Source organism: Saccharothrix sp. HUAS TT1, from assembly GCF_040744945.1.
Lineage (GTDB): Bacteria > Actinomycetota > Actinomycetes > Mycobacteriales > Pseudonocardiaceae > Actinosynnema.
The window spans coordinates 8,032,167-8,047,053 of record NZ_CP160453.1 but is presented as its reverse complement, the minus strand read 5'-3'; the positions used below and the strand labels follow the sequence as shown (position 1 = coordinate 8,047,053).

At 71.7% G+C, this 14,887-nt stretch carries 13 protein-coding genes; 9 read left to right on the top strand and 4 right to left on the bottom strand.

Translation table 11 applies throughout. The features are described 5' to 3' along the window. Positions 1 to 325 precede the first annotated feature (325 nt). Complete coding sequence (locus AB0F89_RS35180; RefSeq protein WP_367130452.1) at positions 326 to 592, top strand: hypothetical protein; 267 nt, start codon at positions 326 to 328, stop codon at positions 590 to 592. A gap of 54 nt (positions 593 to 646) precedes the next feature. Here the strand turns inward: AB0F89_RS35180 and secA2 are convergent, their stop codons facing one another. Further along, entirely contained in the window at positions 647 to 2,965 is a 2,319-nt protein-coding gene (gene secA2, locus AB0F89_RS35175) for an accessory Sec system translocase SecA2 (RefSeq protein ID WP_367130450.1), read from the bottom strand. 206 nt (positions 2,966 to 3,171) lie between these two features. Between secA2 and AB0F89_RS35170 the strand changes: the two genes are divergently transcribed. Next, positions 3,172 to 4,059 carry a hypothetical protein gene (locus AB0F89_RS35170; RefSeq protein WP_367130449.1) on the top strand — a complete coding sequence of 296 codons (888 nt, stop codon included), beginning with the start codon at positions 3,172 to 3,174 and terminating at the stop codon, positions 4,057 to 4,059. Between the two features lie 65 nt (positions 4,060 to 4,124). Here the strand turns inward: AB0F89_RS35170 and AB0F89_RS35165 are convergent, their stop codons facing one another. Then, positions 4,125 to 5,411, bottom strand: a complete 1,287-nt coding sequence (locus tag AB0F89_RS35165; protein WP_367130448.1) for an MFS transporter — start codon at positions 5,409 to 5,411, stop codon at positions 4,125 to 4,127. Positions 5,412 to 5,422: 11 nt separating this feature from the next. Further along, entirely contained in the window at positions 5,423 to 8,401 is a 2,979-nt protein-coding gene (locus tag AB0F89_RS35160; protein ID WP_367130446.1) for a carboxyl transferase domain-containing protein, read from the bottom strand. Between the two features lie 157 nt (positions 8,402 to 8,558). Between AB0F89_RS35160 and AB0F89_RS35155 the strand changes: the two genes are divergently transcribed. Next, on the top strand, positions 8,559 to 9,368 hold the full coding sequence (locus tag AB0F89_RS35155) for a sporulation protein (protein ID WP_367130444.1): 810 nt from the start codon (positions 8,559 to 8,561) through the stop codon (positions 9,366 to 9,368). 139 nt (positions 9,369 to 9,507) lie between these two features. Beyond that, a complete protein-coding gene (locus AB0F89_RS35150; protein ID WP_367130442.1) occupies positions 9,508 to 9,780 on the top strand; it encodes a GlsB/YeaQ/YmgE family stress response membrane protein in 273 nt (90 codons plus the stop codon). A 110-nt stretch (positions 9,781 to 9,890) separates the two neighbouring features. Here AB0F89_RS35150 and AB0F89_RS35145 read toward each other — a convergent pair whose 3' ends face one another. Continuing rightward, a complete protein-coding gene (locus tag AB0F89_RS35145; protein ID WP_367139135.1) occupies positions 9,891 to 10,436 on the bottom strand; it encodes a TetR/AcrR family transcriptional regulator in 546 nt (181 codons plus the stop codon). Positions 10,437 to 10,600: 164 nt separating this feature from the next. On the opposite strand from AB0F89_RS35145, the gene AB0F89_RS35140 reads away from it, so the two are divergent. Genes AB0F89_RS35140 through AB0F89_RS35120 form a run of 5 tightly spaced genes read left to right on the top strand, consistent with a single transcriptional unit; the run spans position 10,601 to position 14,887 of the window. Continuing rightward, positions 10,601 to 11,749: an acyl-CoA dehydrogenase family protein gene (locus AB0F89_RS35140; protein ID WP_367130441.1), complete on the top strand. Its 1,149-nt coding sequence runs from the start codon at positions 10,601 to 10,603 to the stop codon at positions 11,747 to 11,749. An 11-nt stretch (positions 11,750 to 11,760) separates the two neighbouring features. After that, entirely contained in the window at positions 11,761 to 12,963 is a 1,203-nt protein-coding gene (locus tag AB0F89_RS35135) for an acetyl-CoA C-acetyltransferase (protein ID WP_367130439.1), read from the top strand. Position 12,964: 1 nt separating this feature from the next. Further along, entirely contained in the window at positions 12,965 to 13,726 is a 762-nt protein-coding gene (locus AB0F89_RS35130; protein ID WP_367130437.1) for an SDR family NAD(P)-dependent oxidoreductase, read from the top strand. A gap of 22 nt (positions 13,727 to 13,748) precedes the next feature. Next, positions 13,749 to 14,333: a TetR/AcrR family transcriptional regulator gene (locus tag AB0F89_RS35125; RefSeq protein ID WP_367130435.1), complete on the top strand. Its 585-nt coding sequence runs from the start codon at positions 13,749 to 13,751 to the stop codon at positions 14,331 to 14,333. Continuing rightward, positions 14,330 to 14,887 (top strand): DinB family protein, encoded by a 558-nt coding sequence (locus AB0F89_RS35120; protein WP_367130433.1) that lies wholly within the window; start codon positions 14,330 to 14,332, stop codon positions 14,885 to 14,887. The genes AB0F89_RS35125 and AB0F89_RS35120 overlap by 4 nt, the downstream gene beginning before the upstream one ends.

Here is a 14,887-nt window from a genome sequence, read left to right as displayed (position 1 = left end):
GCCATCAGTGGCATACCGGCGAGTGACCCTCACTCAGGGGAACGGCCCAACAGCGCGTCACAGCTGAGCGTGGCCGGAGTTTTCACCGCATCGGGCGACGCCGATCGGTGCGTCCTGGTAACCGGCTCTGGCGAAATCGACGCCTGAACGGCCCTTTTCTCGACGTCCCGCGCGTGCGTGGCGTGGCGCCTCGCCCGGCGGTGGCTCCTTGAGTCCCGCGATCGGGGTGTTTCGACCGCCCCCGCAGGGGTAGCTGAGTTGACCCAGCGAAGTTCGCACTGCCAGGTGATTTACGTTCACCCGGCGTGAGGTGTCTGCTTCCGGGGTGACTGAGCAACGGCGCTCTACGCGCACAGACCAGGAGTGGGACCTGATCCGGCGCCTCCAGAACCTGGCCCACCGGGCCGAACGCACCGCGTTCGACCACTCGAACCTCGTCGGCCCGCCACCGTCCCAGCACCACCTGGACATCCTGGCGGAGATCCGCGCGCTCACCGAGCAGGCGGTGGCCCAGCGGATCCCGAGACCGACCACCCTGCCCCGGCAGGCGGAGCCGGTCGAGGACGGCAAGGTCTCGGCGCCCGTCCGCTGACGCGGGCGCGGGCTGGGCCTGACCCCAGCCCGCGCGCACGCGCGACCGGACCGGCTAGCGGCGCCGGACGAGCTTGACCAACCCCTTGAACGTCTCCTCCAGGCCGGAGGAGAACGGGTTGTCGTTGACCAGGTACGTCCAGGTGGTGTTCGGGCGCTGCACGCCCGCCTCGGCCAGGTGCGCGCCGTCGGCGTCGATGAGCACCTTCGCGAAGGTCTCCTCGGCCTCGTCCCAGGCGTCCGGGATGATCTTGTGGTAGGCCGGGATGGCCTCCCGGTGGAACTCGTCCAGCGGGTTCTGCCGCGCCAGCGCCCGCAGGTGGATGCCCTCCCGCAGGTCGGTGAGGAACGTCAGGTGGTCGCTCCACCGCTGGTCGAGGTGGTGCAGCCCGATCAGCCTGGCCGCCTTCACCCTGACCGCCTCGTCCAGGTCCTTCAGCTCGTGCGCCTTGTCCGGCTTGCGCTCGGACAGCTCCTCCCACGCCAGGTCGGTGCGCAGCAGCTTGTCCCGGTACTCCAGCAGCAGCTGGCGCTGGTGCTCGATCAGCTTGTTGTACCGCCAGGTGTTGCGGTGGATCTCCAGGTGCACGCCCTCGGCCACGCGCTGCCCGTGCTCCACGGTGTGCAGCGTGCCCGCGTCGGTGACGCGGCCGTCCTCGTCCACCTCGGCCGGCTCGTCGTGGTCCGGCACGTACTGCGTGATCAGGTCGTCCTGCAGCGAGGAGAAGAACACCGACCCGCCCGGGTCGCCCTGCCGCCCCGCGCGACCGCGCAGCTGGTCGTCCAACCGGCTGCTGGAGTGCCGCCCGGTGCCGATCACGTAGAGCCCGCCCAGCTCGGCGATGCGCTCCCGGTCGGTCGAGTCGTGCCCGCCGAGCCGGATGTCCGTGCCGCGGCCCGCCATCTGGGTGGACACGGTGACCCGCTCGAACGAGCCCGCGTCGGCGATGATCGAGGCTTCCTCGGCGTCGTTCTTCGCGTTGAGCACGACGCACTCCACGCCCGCCTCGGCCAGCTTGCGGGACAGCCGCTCGGACTCGGCCACGTCCAGCGTGCCGACCAGGATCGGCCTGCCGGTCTCGTGCGCCTGCTTGATCTCGGCGACGACGGCGGCTTCCTTCTGCTCCAGCGTCGCGTACAGCCGGGGCTCCTCGTCCTCCCGGATCGTCTCCACGTTCGGCGGGATGACCAGCACTTCCAGCTGGTAGAAGTCGCGCAGCTGCTCGGCGACGGCCACCGCCGTGCCGGTCATGCCGCACACCGTCGGGTAGCGGCTGAGCAGCGCCTGGACGGTGATCGAGTCCAGCACCTCGCCCGCGTCCGTGGTGGCCACGTTCTCCTTGGCCTCGACCGCCGCCTGGAGGCCGTCGGGCCAGCGCTGGAGCTTCGCGATCCGGCCGCGGGTGTCGTTGATCAGGTGCACCTTGCCGTCGCGGACGATGTAGTCCACGTCGCGGTGCAGCAGGACCTGCGCGTGCAGGGCCACGTTGACCTTGCTCAGCGTGGTCGACACGTGCTCGTCGGAGTACAGGTCGATGCCGCCGAGCGCCCGTTCCACCAGCTCGCTGCCCGCGCCGGTGAGGTAGACGTTGCGCTCCTCGTCGTCGATCTCGAAGTGCAGGTCGCGGCGCAGCCGCTTGACCAGGTCGGCCAGCGCCGGGTCGACCGCCGGGCCCGCCGTGGAGCCCGCCAGGACCAGCGGCACGCGCGCCTCGTCCACCAGGACGGAGTCCGCCTCGTCCACCAACGCGACGCGCGGCCGGGGGACGATGAGGTCGCCCTCGTCGGTGGCCAGCCGGTCGCGCAGCACGTCGAAGCCGATCTCCGAGACCGACGCGTAGACGACCTCGGCCTGGTAGGCGGCGCGGCGCTCCTCGGGCTTGGAGCTCTGGTTGATCCATCCGACGTCCACGCCGAGCAGGTCGTACAGCGGGCTCATCCACTCGGCGTCGCGCTGGGCCAGGTAGTCGTTGACCGAGACCACGTGCACCTGGTCGCCGCGCAGCGCGAAGCCGGCGGCGGCGATGGCCCCGGAGAGCGTCTTGCCCTCACCGGTGGCCATCTCGACCACGTGGCCCTCCAGGAGGCCCAGGGCGCCGAGGACCTGCACGTCGAACGGGCGCAGGCCGAGGGCCCGGTCGGCGGCCTCCCGGCCGAGCGCGCACACCTCCACCAGCTCGGGCCTGCCGAAGCCGGATTTGTCGCGCAGTGCGGCCGCCGCGGCGGTCAGTTCCTCGTCGCTGAGCTTCTTCACGCGCTCGGCCTGCTCGTTGACCTCTTCGAGCAGCTTCCGGTAGGGCGTGAGGTCGGCGGAGCCGGGCTTCTGCGCGAACCGACGCAGCCGCTGCTTGAACCGTCCCAGGAGAGTGGTCACGGCACGGCAACGTACGGCAAGCGCGCAACGTTCCGCACGTCACCCGGTTGACAGTTCACTCCCCGGGTGCGTCGGCGCGGCGGCCGTCGCCTCTGTACTGCGACTGACAGGACGAATTTCGGTTCCCGCCCGATTGCGCCCCGACGGTGACTACGTTCCGTTACGCTTCAGTGCTCGTTCGTAGCCGAGTTTTCCCAGGAGGCGGGATGCTCACTCGGTTCATCATCTGGTTGGACGACATCCTCGCGGACGAGGGCAGTCCCGCGATCGTCAAGGCCGCGCTCGGCATCCTGTCCTTCGCCGTGCTCCTCGGAGCGTTGTTGGGCAACACCGCGGTCAAGGCCGGAGCCCTGGTCGTGGCGCTCCTGGTGCTGCTCTCGGCCGGCTTGGTGCTGTTGGCCGACCGCAGAGCGACCCTGCGACGGCTGGAGACCCAGTGGCAGCTCGTCGCGCACTACACGAAGCTCGCATCGGACGGCAGCCCGCCGGAGTACCGGGTAGTCGACTGGGACGAGTTCCTCACCGTCGAACCCAACGGCGACACGCGCAAGCGGCTCACGATGCGGGCCCAGGTGCTCGTCGACGGCCTGTGGTCGATCCGCCAGGTGCACGGCTGCGGCTGGCCCCAGCCGGCCAGGTTCCGGCGCAGGGTCGTGGTCGTGGTGCGGAAACTGCTGGTGGACGGTGCGCCGGGGCCGAGGATGTCCAGCACCTCAGCGTGGGATGCCGAGGGCAGGTTCGTGCTCATCACCCACTTCCGCTCGGCGCTGCCGCGGGGGAGTTCGTTCGGCATCGTCGTGGAGTGCGACTGGCCCGGTATGTGCGCGCCGCTCATGCGCGATCGCAGGCCGGACGACTTCACGTTGAGCTTCCGCACCCCGGTCGTCCGCGCCCGGTACCTGGTCGCCCTCCCGCCGGGGTCCGACGCGTACCTGGAACCCGTGGGCTTCAGCGAGGAGGAGGACGGGTTCGGGATCGTTCGAACGGTGGACCCGGGCGGCCGACCGGTGTTCGGCATCGAGTCGACCGCGGTGCCGCTCCACACGCGGGTGGGCATGCGCATCGAGGTGAAGCGCGGGGGTGCGCCCGCTTGAGCGCACCCCCGCATCAGCAATCGTTGCCGCTCTCACTGCCACGTCGGACGGTGTTCGGGCGGGCTTCAGACCCGGTGCGTTTCCCGCAACCCGAGCACCGACCCCAGCGTCACCACGCCCATCACCAGCAGGAACGCCGACACCGACAGCGACGTCCCGGTGGCCGCCAGCAGCGCCGTCATGATGAACGGTGTGCCGCCGCTGACCAGGATCGACGCCAGCTGGTACGCCAGCGACGCCCCCGAGTACCGCACCTGCGGCTCGAACAGCTCGGCCAGGTAGGCCGCCACCGGTCCGTAGACCAGGCTCGACCCGATCCCCGACACGGCCAGCGCCACGAAGATCAGCCCCAGCGACGCCGTGTCCACCAGCCAGAAGTACGGGAACGCCCACGCGATCATCGCCACCGCGCCCACCACGATCAGCGGACGCCTGCCGTGCCGGTCCGACCACCGCCCGGCCAGCAGGATCACCGGCACGCTGAGCAGGGACGACAGCAGCGTCACCACCAGCACCGAGTTGCGCGCCAGCCCCAGCTCGCGGGTCGCGTAGTCGAGCACCCCGGCGATGCTGACGTAGAACACCGCGTTCGACGCGAACATCAGCCCCGCGCCGAGCAGCACGGGCTTGCGGTGGGTCCGCAGCACCTCCCGCAGCGGCGCCGGCGGCGGTCCCGCCGGGCGGCGCGCCTTGATCTCCCGGAACACCGGGCTGTCCTCCACCTTCAGCTGGATGAACAGCACCACCGGGAACAGCAGCGCGCTCGCCAGGAACGGCAGCCGCCAGCCCCACGTGGCGAACGACGCGGCGGGCATCACGGCGCCGACCACCAGGAACGCCACGTTGCCCAGGATCACCCCCAGCGGCACGCCGGCCTGCCCGAACGTCCCGGCGAACCCGCGCCGCTCCGGCCCGGCGGTCTCGGTCAGCAGCAGCACGACGCCACCCCACTGCCCGCCCACCGCGATGCCCTGCAGGAACCGCAGCAGCACCAGCAGCACGGGCGCCAGCACGCCGACCGTCGCGCTGGTCGGCAGCAGCCCGATCAGGAACGTCGCCGCGGCCATCAGCGCCAGGCACGTCACCAGCGCGGGCTTGCGGCCGAACCGGTCGCCGACGTGCCCGAACACCAGCCCGCCGACCGGCCGGGCGACGAAGCCCGCCCAGAACGTGCTGAACGACAGCAGCAACCCGACCAGCGGCGACGCCTCGGGGAAGAACAACTTCGGGAACACCAGCGCCGCGGCCGTCGCGTAGATGAAGAAGTCGTACCACTCGAGCGAGGAGCCGACCAGGCCGGCGGCCATGAGCTTGCGCAACGTGCGCCGCTCGGGAGGAGCGGTCGTGACCATGCTGTTCCCTTTCACCAGGTGTCCACGTACGGACGTTTCTTGCCGACCCGGGCCGGCGCGCCCGGACCGGTGAGCAGGGTGGCGATCCAGCGCCGGGTGTCGGCCGGGTCGACCACGTCGTCGATCTCGAAGGCGGACGCCACGTTGAGCGCCTTGCCGTGCTCGTGGGCGGCGGCGACCATCGCCTCGAACACCTCCTTGCGCTGCACGGGGTCCTCGACGGCGTCCAGCTCGCGCCGGTAGCCCAGCCGCACCGCGCCCTCCAGCCCCATCGGGCCGAACTCGCCGCTCGGCCAGGACACGGCGAACAGCGGCACCTTCAGGCTGCCCGCCGCCATCGCCTGCGCGCCCAGCCCGTACGCCTTGCGCAGCGCCACGAACCCGAACGGCACGTCGAGGTTCGCGCCGGCCACGAGCATCCGGGTCAGGTGCCGCACGGTCGCGGTGCGCTCGGCGTCCGGCCCGACCATGAACCCCGGCGTGTCGCACAGCGACACCACCGGCAGGTCGAACGCGTCGCACAGCTGGAGGAACCGCGCCGCCTTGTCCGCCGAGTCGGCGTCGATCGCGCCGCCGAGGTGACCGGGGTCGTTCGCGATCAGCCCCAGCGGCCTGCCCTCGACCCGGACCAGCGCGGTGACGATCCCGCGCCCGAACGCCGGCCGCAGCTCCAGCACCGACCCGGTGTCGGCGACGGTCTCCACCACGGTCCGCACGTCGTAGGCGCGCACCCGGTCCTCGGGCACGAGGTGCCGCAGCAGCCGCTGGTCGGCGCACTCCCAGCCCTCGGCGCCCGCCCCCTCGGCGCCCCCCTGGAAGTAGGACAGGTACTTCCTGGCCACCGCGACGGCCTCGGCCTCGTCGGACACCAGCACGTCGATGACGCCGTTGGGCTCCTGCACGTCGACCGGCCCGACCTCCTCGGGCCGGAACACGCCGAGCCCGCCGCCCTCGATCATCGCCGGGCCGCCCATGCCGATGGTCGCGTCCCGGGTCGCGATCACCACGTCGCACGTGCCCAGCAGCACCGCGTTGCCCGCGAAGCAGCGGCCGGACGCGATGCCGACCAGCGGCACCAGCCCGGACAGCTTGGCGAACAGGTGGAACGCCATGCAGTCCAGCCCGCTGACGCCGGCGTGGTCGGTGTCGCCAGGTCGCCCGCCGCCGCCCTCCGCGAACAGCACCACGGGCAGCCGCCGCTGCTCGGCCAGCGCGAACATCCGGTCCTTCTTGGCGTGGTTGCGCAGCCCCTGCGTGCCCGCCAGGACCGTGTAGTCGTAGGACATCGCGACGACCTGGCCGCCGTTCACCGTGCCGACGCCCGCCACCAGCCCGTCCGCGGGCGTGCGCTCGACCAGCTCGTCCAGCGACCGCCGGCGGCGTTGCGCGGCGATGGCCAGCCCGCCGTACTCCACGAAGTCCGAGCACAGGTCGTCGATGTTCTCCCGGACCGTGCGCCGACCGGCCGCGTGCCGCTTCGCCTCCGCCCCGGGCCGGGAGAAGTCGTGCCGCGCCAGCGCTTCCGCCAGGTCCGGCCGCACGTCGTCCAGGTCGACCTCGACGGCCTTCTCCTCGACCTCCACGTCCACGCCCTCGGCCAGCAGCGCGCCTTCCGCGACCGTGTCGCCGACCTCGACCAGCACCCGCGCGTCGCCGACCGGCACGACGTGCTGCATCTTCATCGCTTCCACGACGACCGTGCCGGACTCGATCGCGACGACCGTCCCCTGCACGGGAGCGCGCGCTCCGGTGTCCTCACGGGGCAGTGAATCCACCAGGCCCGTGTGCGCTTTGAGGACGTCCGGGTGCTCCAGAAGCCCCCGGAGGAAACCGATGTTCGTCCTCGCACCGTCCACTGTGAACTCGTCCAGCGCACGGCGGGCGCGGCGCAGCGCGGTGTCCAGGTCGTCGGCGTGCACCACGACCTTCGCCAGCAGCGGGTCGAAGTCCAGCCCGGCGCGGTAGCCGGCGGACGCGTGCGTGTCGACCCGGACGCCGGGACCGGTCGGCGGCGTGAACGCCGACAGCCGCCCGGTCGACGTCAGGTTCACCCGCAGTTGCAGCGCCGCGCCACGCGGCGTGTGGGCCAGGTCCGGCTCGACCTCGGTGGCCAGCAGCAGTTGCGCCCGCACCAGGTCCAGCCCGGTGACCTGCTCGGTCACCGTGTGCTCGACCTGCAACCGCGGGTTGGCCTCCAGGAAAGCGAACCGGCCGTCCGGCGCGACCAGGAACTCCACCGTGCCCAGCCCGGTGTACCGGACGGCCCGCGCGATCGTCGTCGCCGCCCCGTGCAGCGCGGACCGCAGCGCGGGGGAGAGGTCGGGCGCGGGCGCGATCTCGACCAGCTTCTGGTGCCGCGACTGCAACGAGCAGTCCCGGTCGCCCAGAACGGTGGCGCCGACCAGCTGCACCTCGACGTGCCGGGCCGGTTCGAGCAGTTCCTCGACGAACACGGCGTCGTCGCCGAACGCGGCCAGCGCCTCGGCCCGGCACCGCTGCACGGCGGCGGCGAGGTCGGCGAGCCGCCGCACCACCCGCACGCCCTTGCCGCCACCGCCGGCGACGGCCTTCACCACCACCGCGCCGTGCGCGCGGAAGAAGTCCTCGAAGCCGTCCTCGGCGCCCGCGAGCACCGGCACGCCCACCTCAACGGCCAGCGCCCGCGCCCGGCCCTTGTCGCCGAGCAGTTCCAGCACCTCGGGCGGTGGGCCGACGAACCTCAGCCCGGCCTCGGCGCAGCGGCGGGCGAAACCGGCGTTCTCGGCCAGGAACCCGTAGCCGGGGTGCACCAGGTCGCAGCCGTCGGCGGCGGCGAGCACGGCGTCCACGTCCAGGTAGGAGCCTTGCAGTCGGACCGCGCGGTCGGCGAACCGACCGTGCGCGTCGTCGGAGTCGGTCACCAGGGCGACGGTCCGCCAGCCGAGGTCGGCGGCGGCGCGCAGCACCCGGACGGCGATCTCCCCCCGGTTGGCGACGAGCAGCGTGGGCACTTCAACCTCCTGAGCGACCGCTTAGTATGTGACCGCGGTCGCATACTGGCACCTGTGATTGGCGTTCGTCCAGAGGGAACCGATGGACCAGGCAAGGCGTCCTTGGAGAAACCCCAGCTCAAGGGCGTGACCCAGAGCAGTGCAGGAGGCACCCACCGTGGTTTTCAAGAGGATGTTGCGCGCGTTCGGAGTCGGCGGTCCCTCGGTGGACACGGTGCTGGCCAACCCCAACACCCGGCCGGGCGAGCTGCTGACCGGTGAGGTGCGCATCGCGGGCGGCGACCACCCCGCCGAGATCGACCAGGTCAAGCTCTCGCTCGTGACCAGGGTCGAGGTGGAGAGCGGCGACAACGAGCACAACCGCAACGTCGAGTTCGCCCGCGTCGTGGTCGGGCAGCGGATCACCGTCGCGCCGGGCCAGAACCTGGTGCTGCCGTTCCAGTTCCCGGTGCCGCTGGAGACGCCGCTGACCGTCGTGCACGGGCAGCACCTGCACGGCATGACGATGGGCCTGCGCACCGAGCTGGAGGTGCGCGGCGCGGTCGACCCCGGCGACCTCGACCCGGTGGCCGTGCACCCGCTCCACTCCCAGGAGCACGTGCTGAACGCGTTCGGCGCCCTCGGGTTCCGGTTCCAGCGCGCCGACAACGAGTCCGGGCGCATCCACGGCGTGCCGCAGCAGCTGCCGTTCTACCAGGAGATCGAGTTCCTGCCGCCGGGCCAGTTCCTGGCCAGGATCAGCCAGCTGGAGCTGACCTTCGTGACCGACCGGAACCACCTGTACGTGGTGCTGGAGGCGGACCGCCGCGGCGGGCTGTTCCGCCAGGGCGGCGACTCGTTCGGGCACTTCGCCATGTCCCACGATGAGGTGATCCGCACGGACTGGGCGGCGCTGCTGCACCAGTGGACGGACCAGGTGGCGGGCAGGCGGTCCGGTGGTGGTCACGGCCTCCGCGGCGCCTTCTGACCCCGTCACCGCGCCGGGGGAATCCCCGTCGACGCCACCCTTTTCGGGGCTGCGGACGGCGTGTTCGGTGGGATGATGGCGCGTGAGGCCCTCGACCGATCGGGGACTTCTTCGAAGCGACTACCCCGCAGGAGGCATCGTGGGCATCGGCGGTGTGATCAGCGCTCTGATCGTGGGTCTCATCATCGGACTGCTCGGCAAGCTCGTCGCACCCGGCAAGCAGGCCATCCCCATCTGGCTGACGATCATCGTCGGCGTCGTGGCGGCGTTCCTGGGCACGTTCATCGCCCGCGCCCTGGGCGTGGAGGACACGCCGAGGATCGACTGGATCGAGATCATTATCCAGGTCGTGATCGCGGCCATCGGCGTGAGCCTGGTGGCCGGGTTCTACGGCAAGAAGTCCGTCCGGTAGCCCGGCCGGCCCGCCCGACCGAGCAGGGGTCCCCGTCGTGGGGCCCCTGCTCCTCTGCCCGGCCGGTCCGCCGCGTCGGCCCGCCGCGTCAGCCCGCCGCGTCCGTCGCGTCAGTCCGTCGCGCCGACCATGCGCAGCACCAGGTCCGCGTAGAGGTCGCCGATCTCCGCCGGCGTGCGGCGACCGCCGGGCTGGTACCAGCGGGCCACGTCGATGCACAGCGACAGCACCGCCAGGGTCGCCCCGCGCACCTCCGGCACGTCGAACGCCCCCGCCGCCACGCCCGCCTCGACCATCTCGCGCACCGACGCCTCGATCCGCCGCCGCAGCTCGACCACCTCGACCAGGTGCTCCGGCGTCAACGCGCTCAGCTCGTACTGCACCACCCGCGCCGTCGTGTGGTACTCGGCGTGCCACGACGCGAACGCCCGCACGGCCGCCGCCAGCCGGGCCGCCGGGTCGACCTCGGGCACGCCGGTCAGCAACGACAACGACGTCGCGTGCCCGATCCGCGAGATCTGGAACAGCAGCTCCTCTTTGGACCGGTAGTGGATGTAGACCGCGGCCGGCGACATGCCCGCCTGCGCCGCGATGTCCCGGGTCGTCGTCGCGTGGTACCCGCGCACCGAGAACGCGGCGGCGGCGGCGATCAGCATCCGCCGGGCCGCCGGCGGTGTGACCGAGGACCACGTCTCATCCAGGAGCGCGAACTCACCACTGGCCGTCGTCACAGGGGCCCTCCTTGACACGAAGCCGAACGATACCGCAGGCTAAGCACACGCGATGACCTAAGCAACCGCTTAGTATGGAGGGCCTGAGAGTGCGCCGCACGCTGTTCGAACCCGACCACGAAGCGTTCCGCGAGACCGCGTTGGCGTTCTGCGACCGCACCCTCAGGCCGAACTACGAGCGGTTCGTCGAGCAGCGCCACATCGACCGCGACGTGTGGCTCGAAGCGGGCAAGCAGGGCCTGCTCGGCCTGGAGGTCCCGGAGGAGTACGGCGGCAGCGGCGCGGGGGACTACCGGTTCAACGCCGTGCTCGGCGAGGAGCTGTCGAAGGTCAGCGCGGGCATGGCCTCGTGCCTCGGCATCCACGGCGACGTCGTCGCGCCCTACCTGGTCGACCTGTGCACCGAGGAGCAGAAGCAGCGCTGGCTGCCCCGGTTCTGCTCGGGCGAGATGACCACCGGCATCGGCATGACCGAGCCCTCCGGCGGCTCCGACCTCGCCGCGCTCAAGAGCACCGCCGTGCGCGACGGCAGCGACTGGGTCCTCAACGGCTCGAAGACGTTCATCACCAACGGCTTCTCCGCCGACATGGTCGTGGTCGCCGCCCGCACCAGCCCGGAGAAGAGGGCCAGGGGCATCACGCTGTTCGCGGTCGAGACCGGCATGGAGGGCTTCGAGCGCGGCCGCAAGCTGGACAAGGTCGGCCAGCCCGAGTCCGACACCGCCGAGCTGTTCTTCGACGACGTGCGCGTGCCCGCCGAGAACGTCATCGGCGAGGTCGACCAGGGCTTCATCCACATGATGGAGCGCCTGCCGCAGGAACGCCTCGGCGGCGCGATCTCCAACCTGGCGCACGCCAGGCAGATCCTGGTGGAGACGATCGGGTACACCAAGGAGCGCAAGGCGTTCGGCCAGTCCATCGGCTCGTTCCAGCACAACAAGTTCACCCTCGCCGAGCTCGTCACCAAGGTCGACGTGACGCAGGCGTTCCTGGACCAGTGCACCGACGCGCACACCCGGCGCGAGCTGACCGCCGTCGACGCGGCGAAGGCCAAGTACTGGAGCGCGGACGTGCAGAACGACGTCATCGACGCGTGCGTGCAGCTGCACGGCGGGTACGGCTACATGACCGAGTACCGGGTGGCCCGCGCCTGGATGGACGCCCGCGTGACCCGGATCTGGGCCGGCTCCAACGAGATCATGAAGGAACTCATCGGCCGCGATCTCGGCCTCCAGTGAGGAGAAGCGCCATGCCCGAGGCTGTCGTCGTCGCCACCTCCCGCTCCCCGATCGGCCGGGCCCGCAAGGGGTCGCTGGTAGACCTGCGCCCGGACGACCTGGCCGCGCAGGTCGTCGCCGCCGCGCTGGCGAAGGTGCCGGAGCTGGACCCCGGCGAGCTCACCGACCTGCACCTGGGCTGCGCCGAGCCGCAGGACGAGCACGGCCAGAACGCGGCCCGCCGCATCGCCGTCCAGCTCGGCCTGGACGGCCTGCCCGGCACCACGGTCAACCGGTTCTGCGCCTCGTCGGCGCAGACCGCGCGGATGGCGTTCCACGCGATCAAGGCGGGCGAGGGCCACGCGTTCATCAGCGCGGGCGTGGAGTGCGTCTCCCGCTACCGGCACGGCGACCCGCACCTCAACCCGCTGTTCGACGAGGCGCGCGCCCGCACCCAGCGCACCGCCGAGACCAACGAGCCGTGGCACGACCCGCGCGCGGACGGCGAGCTGCCCGACTACTACATCTCGATGGGACAGACCGCCGAGAACGTCGCCACCCTGCTCGGCATCGGCAGGCGCGACCAGGACGAGTTCGGCGTCCGCTCGCACAACCTGGCCGAGAAGGCCATCGCGGACGGCTTCTACGACCGCGAGATCACCCCGGTCACCCTCCCGGACGGCACGGTGGTCTCCACCGACGACGGCCCGCGCCGCGGCGTCACCTACGACGCGGTGTCCGCGCTCAAGCCGTCGTTCCGCCCCGACGGGACGGTCACGCCCGGCAACTGCTGCCCCCTCAACGACGGCGCGGCGGCCGTGATCGTGATGAGCGACGTGCGCGCCAAGGAACTCGGCGTGACCCCGTTGGCGCGCATCGTGTCCACCGGTGTGTCCGGCCTGTCGCCGGAGATCATGGGCCTCGGCCCGGTCGAGGCCACCGAGCAGGCGCTCGTGCACGCGAACCTGCGCATCGAGGACATCGACCTGGTCGAGATCAACGAGGCGTTCGCGGTGCAGGTGCTGGGCAGCCAGCGCGCGCTCGGCATCGACATGGACAAGCTGAACGTGCACGGCGGCGCCATCGCGCTCGGCCACCCGTTCGGCTCGACCGGCGCGCGCATCATGACCACCCTGATCAACGGCATGCGCGCCCGCGACGCCCAGTTCGGGCTGGAGACGATGTGCGTCGGCGGCGGTCAGGGCATGGCGATCATCCTGGAGAGGTTGAGCTGACGTGGGAATCCTGGACAAGTTCCGGTTGGACGGGCAGGTCGCGATCGTCACCGGCGCGTCCTCCGGGCTCGGCGTGGCGTTCGCCAAGGGCCTGGCCGAGGCGGGCGCGGACGTCGTGCTCGCCGCCAGGCGGGTGGACCGGCTGAAGGACACCGCGCGGCTGGTCGAGGACGCCGGTCGGCGCGCGCTGGTCGTGCGGGCCGACGTGGCGCAGCCGGACGACTGCCGCGAGGTGGCGCGGGCCGCCGCCGAGTTCGGCCCGGTGCGCGTGCTGGTGAACAACGCCGGTGTGGCGTCGGCGGTGCCCGCGTCCCGGGAGGCGCCCGAGCAGTTCCTCGGCGTCATGGACGTCAACCTCAACGGCGCGTACTGGATGGCGCAGGCGGCGGCGGCCGTGATGACCGGCGGCGGGTCGATCGTCAACGTCTCCAGCGTCCTCGGCCTGGTGTCCGGCGGCCTGCCGCAGGCGGCGTACTCGGCGTCGAAGGCGGGCCTGCTCGGCCTGACCCGCGACCTGGCGCAGCAGTGGACCGGCCGCAAGGGCATCCGGGTCAACGCGCTCGCGCCCGGCTACTTCGCCTCCGAGATGACCGACCAGTACCCCGAGGGCTACCTGGAGTCGCACATCTCCCGGCTGCCGCTCGGCCGGGTCGGCGACCCCGAGGAACTGGCCGCCGCGGTCGTGTTCCTCGCCTCCGCGGCGGGCGGCTACACCACCGGCGCGACGTTCGTGGTGGACGGCGGCGTGACGCTCGGCGGCTGACCGGTCGTGCGATGCTTGCCCCATGGCATCGGTACCGGAGCGGCTGATCGACGCCGCCACGCGGTTGTTCGCCGCCAAGGGCTTCGACCGGGTCGCGGTGCAGGAGGTCGTGGACCTGGCCGGCGTCACCAAAGGCGCCATGTACCACTACTTCGGGTCCAAGGACGACCTGCTGCACGAGATCTACGGCAGCCTGCTGCGGATGCAGACCGAGCGGCTGGACCACTTCGCGTCCGGTTCCGCGCCGGTGGCCGAGCGGCTGCACGCGGCGGCGGTGGACGTCGTGGTGACGTCGGTGGACAACTTCGACCAGGCCCGGGTCTACTTCCGCTCGGCCGACCACCTCGCCGAGGACAAGCGGCGGGAGATGCGGGTCGGGCGGCGGCGCTACCACGAGCGGTTCCGGTCGCTGGTGGAGGAGGGGCAGGCCGAGGGCGTGTTCCGCGCGGACGTGCCCGCCGACCTGACCGTGCACTACTTCTTCGGCACGGTCCACCACCTCGGCCAGTGGTACAGCGCCGACGGCCCGCTGTCCGCCGAGCAGGTCGGCCGCCACTTCGCCGACCTGCTGCTCGCGTCCCTGCGCCCCCGGGAGGGCTCGTCGTGAAGTCCGACCTGCACCGGTACCTCCGGGTGGCGCGCGAGGCGCTGCTGTGGAAGCTCGACGGGCTGTCGCCCTACGACGCGCGGCGGCCGTTGACGCCGACCGGCACGAACCTGCTGGGCCTGGTCAAGCACCTGGCGGGGGTCGAGGTCGGCTACTTCGGCGACACGTTCGGCCGGCCGTTCCCCGAACCGCTGCCGTGGGCGGCGGAGGACGCCGAGTCGAACGCGGACATGTGGGCGACGGCCGACGAGTCCCGCGAGGACGTCATCGGCCTGTACCAGCGGGCCTGCGCCCACTCCGACGCGACGATCGACGCGCTGGACCTGGGATCGACGGGCACCGTGCCGTGGTGGCCCGCCGACCGCAACCCGGTCACCCTGCACCTGGTCCTGGTGCACATGATCGCCGAGACCAACCGCCACGCCGGTCACGCCGACATCGTCCGCGAGCTGGTCGACGGCGCCGCCGGCCTGCGCCGGGGCAACGACAACCTCGGCCGGGTGGACTGGGAGACCTACCGCGCGAACCTGGAGCGCGTGGCCCGCGAAGCCTGA

Bases quoted from the DNA above. Each gene is read 5' to 3' on its own strand.
- AB0F89_RS35170 (WP_367130449.1), top strand. From the start codon at position 3,172: ATGCTCACTCGGTTCATCATCTGGTTGGACGACATCCTCGCGGACGAG.
- AB0F89_RS35165 (WP_367130448.1), bottom strand. From the start codon at position 5,411: ATGGTCACGACCGCTCCTCCCGAGCGGCGCACGTTGCGCAAGCTCATG.
- AB0F89_RS35145 (WP_367139135.1), bottom strand. From the start codon at position 10,436: ATGCTGATCGCCGCCGCCGCCGCGTTCTCGGTGCGCGGGTACCACGCG.
- AB0F89_RS35135 (WP_367130439.1), top strand. From the start codon at position 11,761: ATGCCCGAGGCTGTCGTCGTCGCCACCTCCCGCTCCCCGATCGGCCGG.
- AB0F89_RS35125 (WP_367130435.1), top strand. From the start codon at position 13,749: ATGGCATCGGTACCGGAGCGGCTGATCGACGCCGCCACGCGGTTGTTC.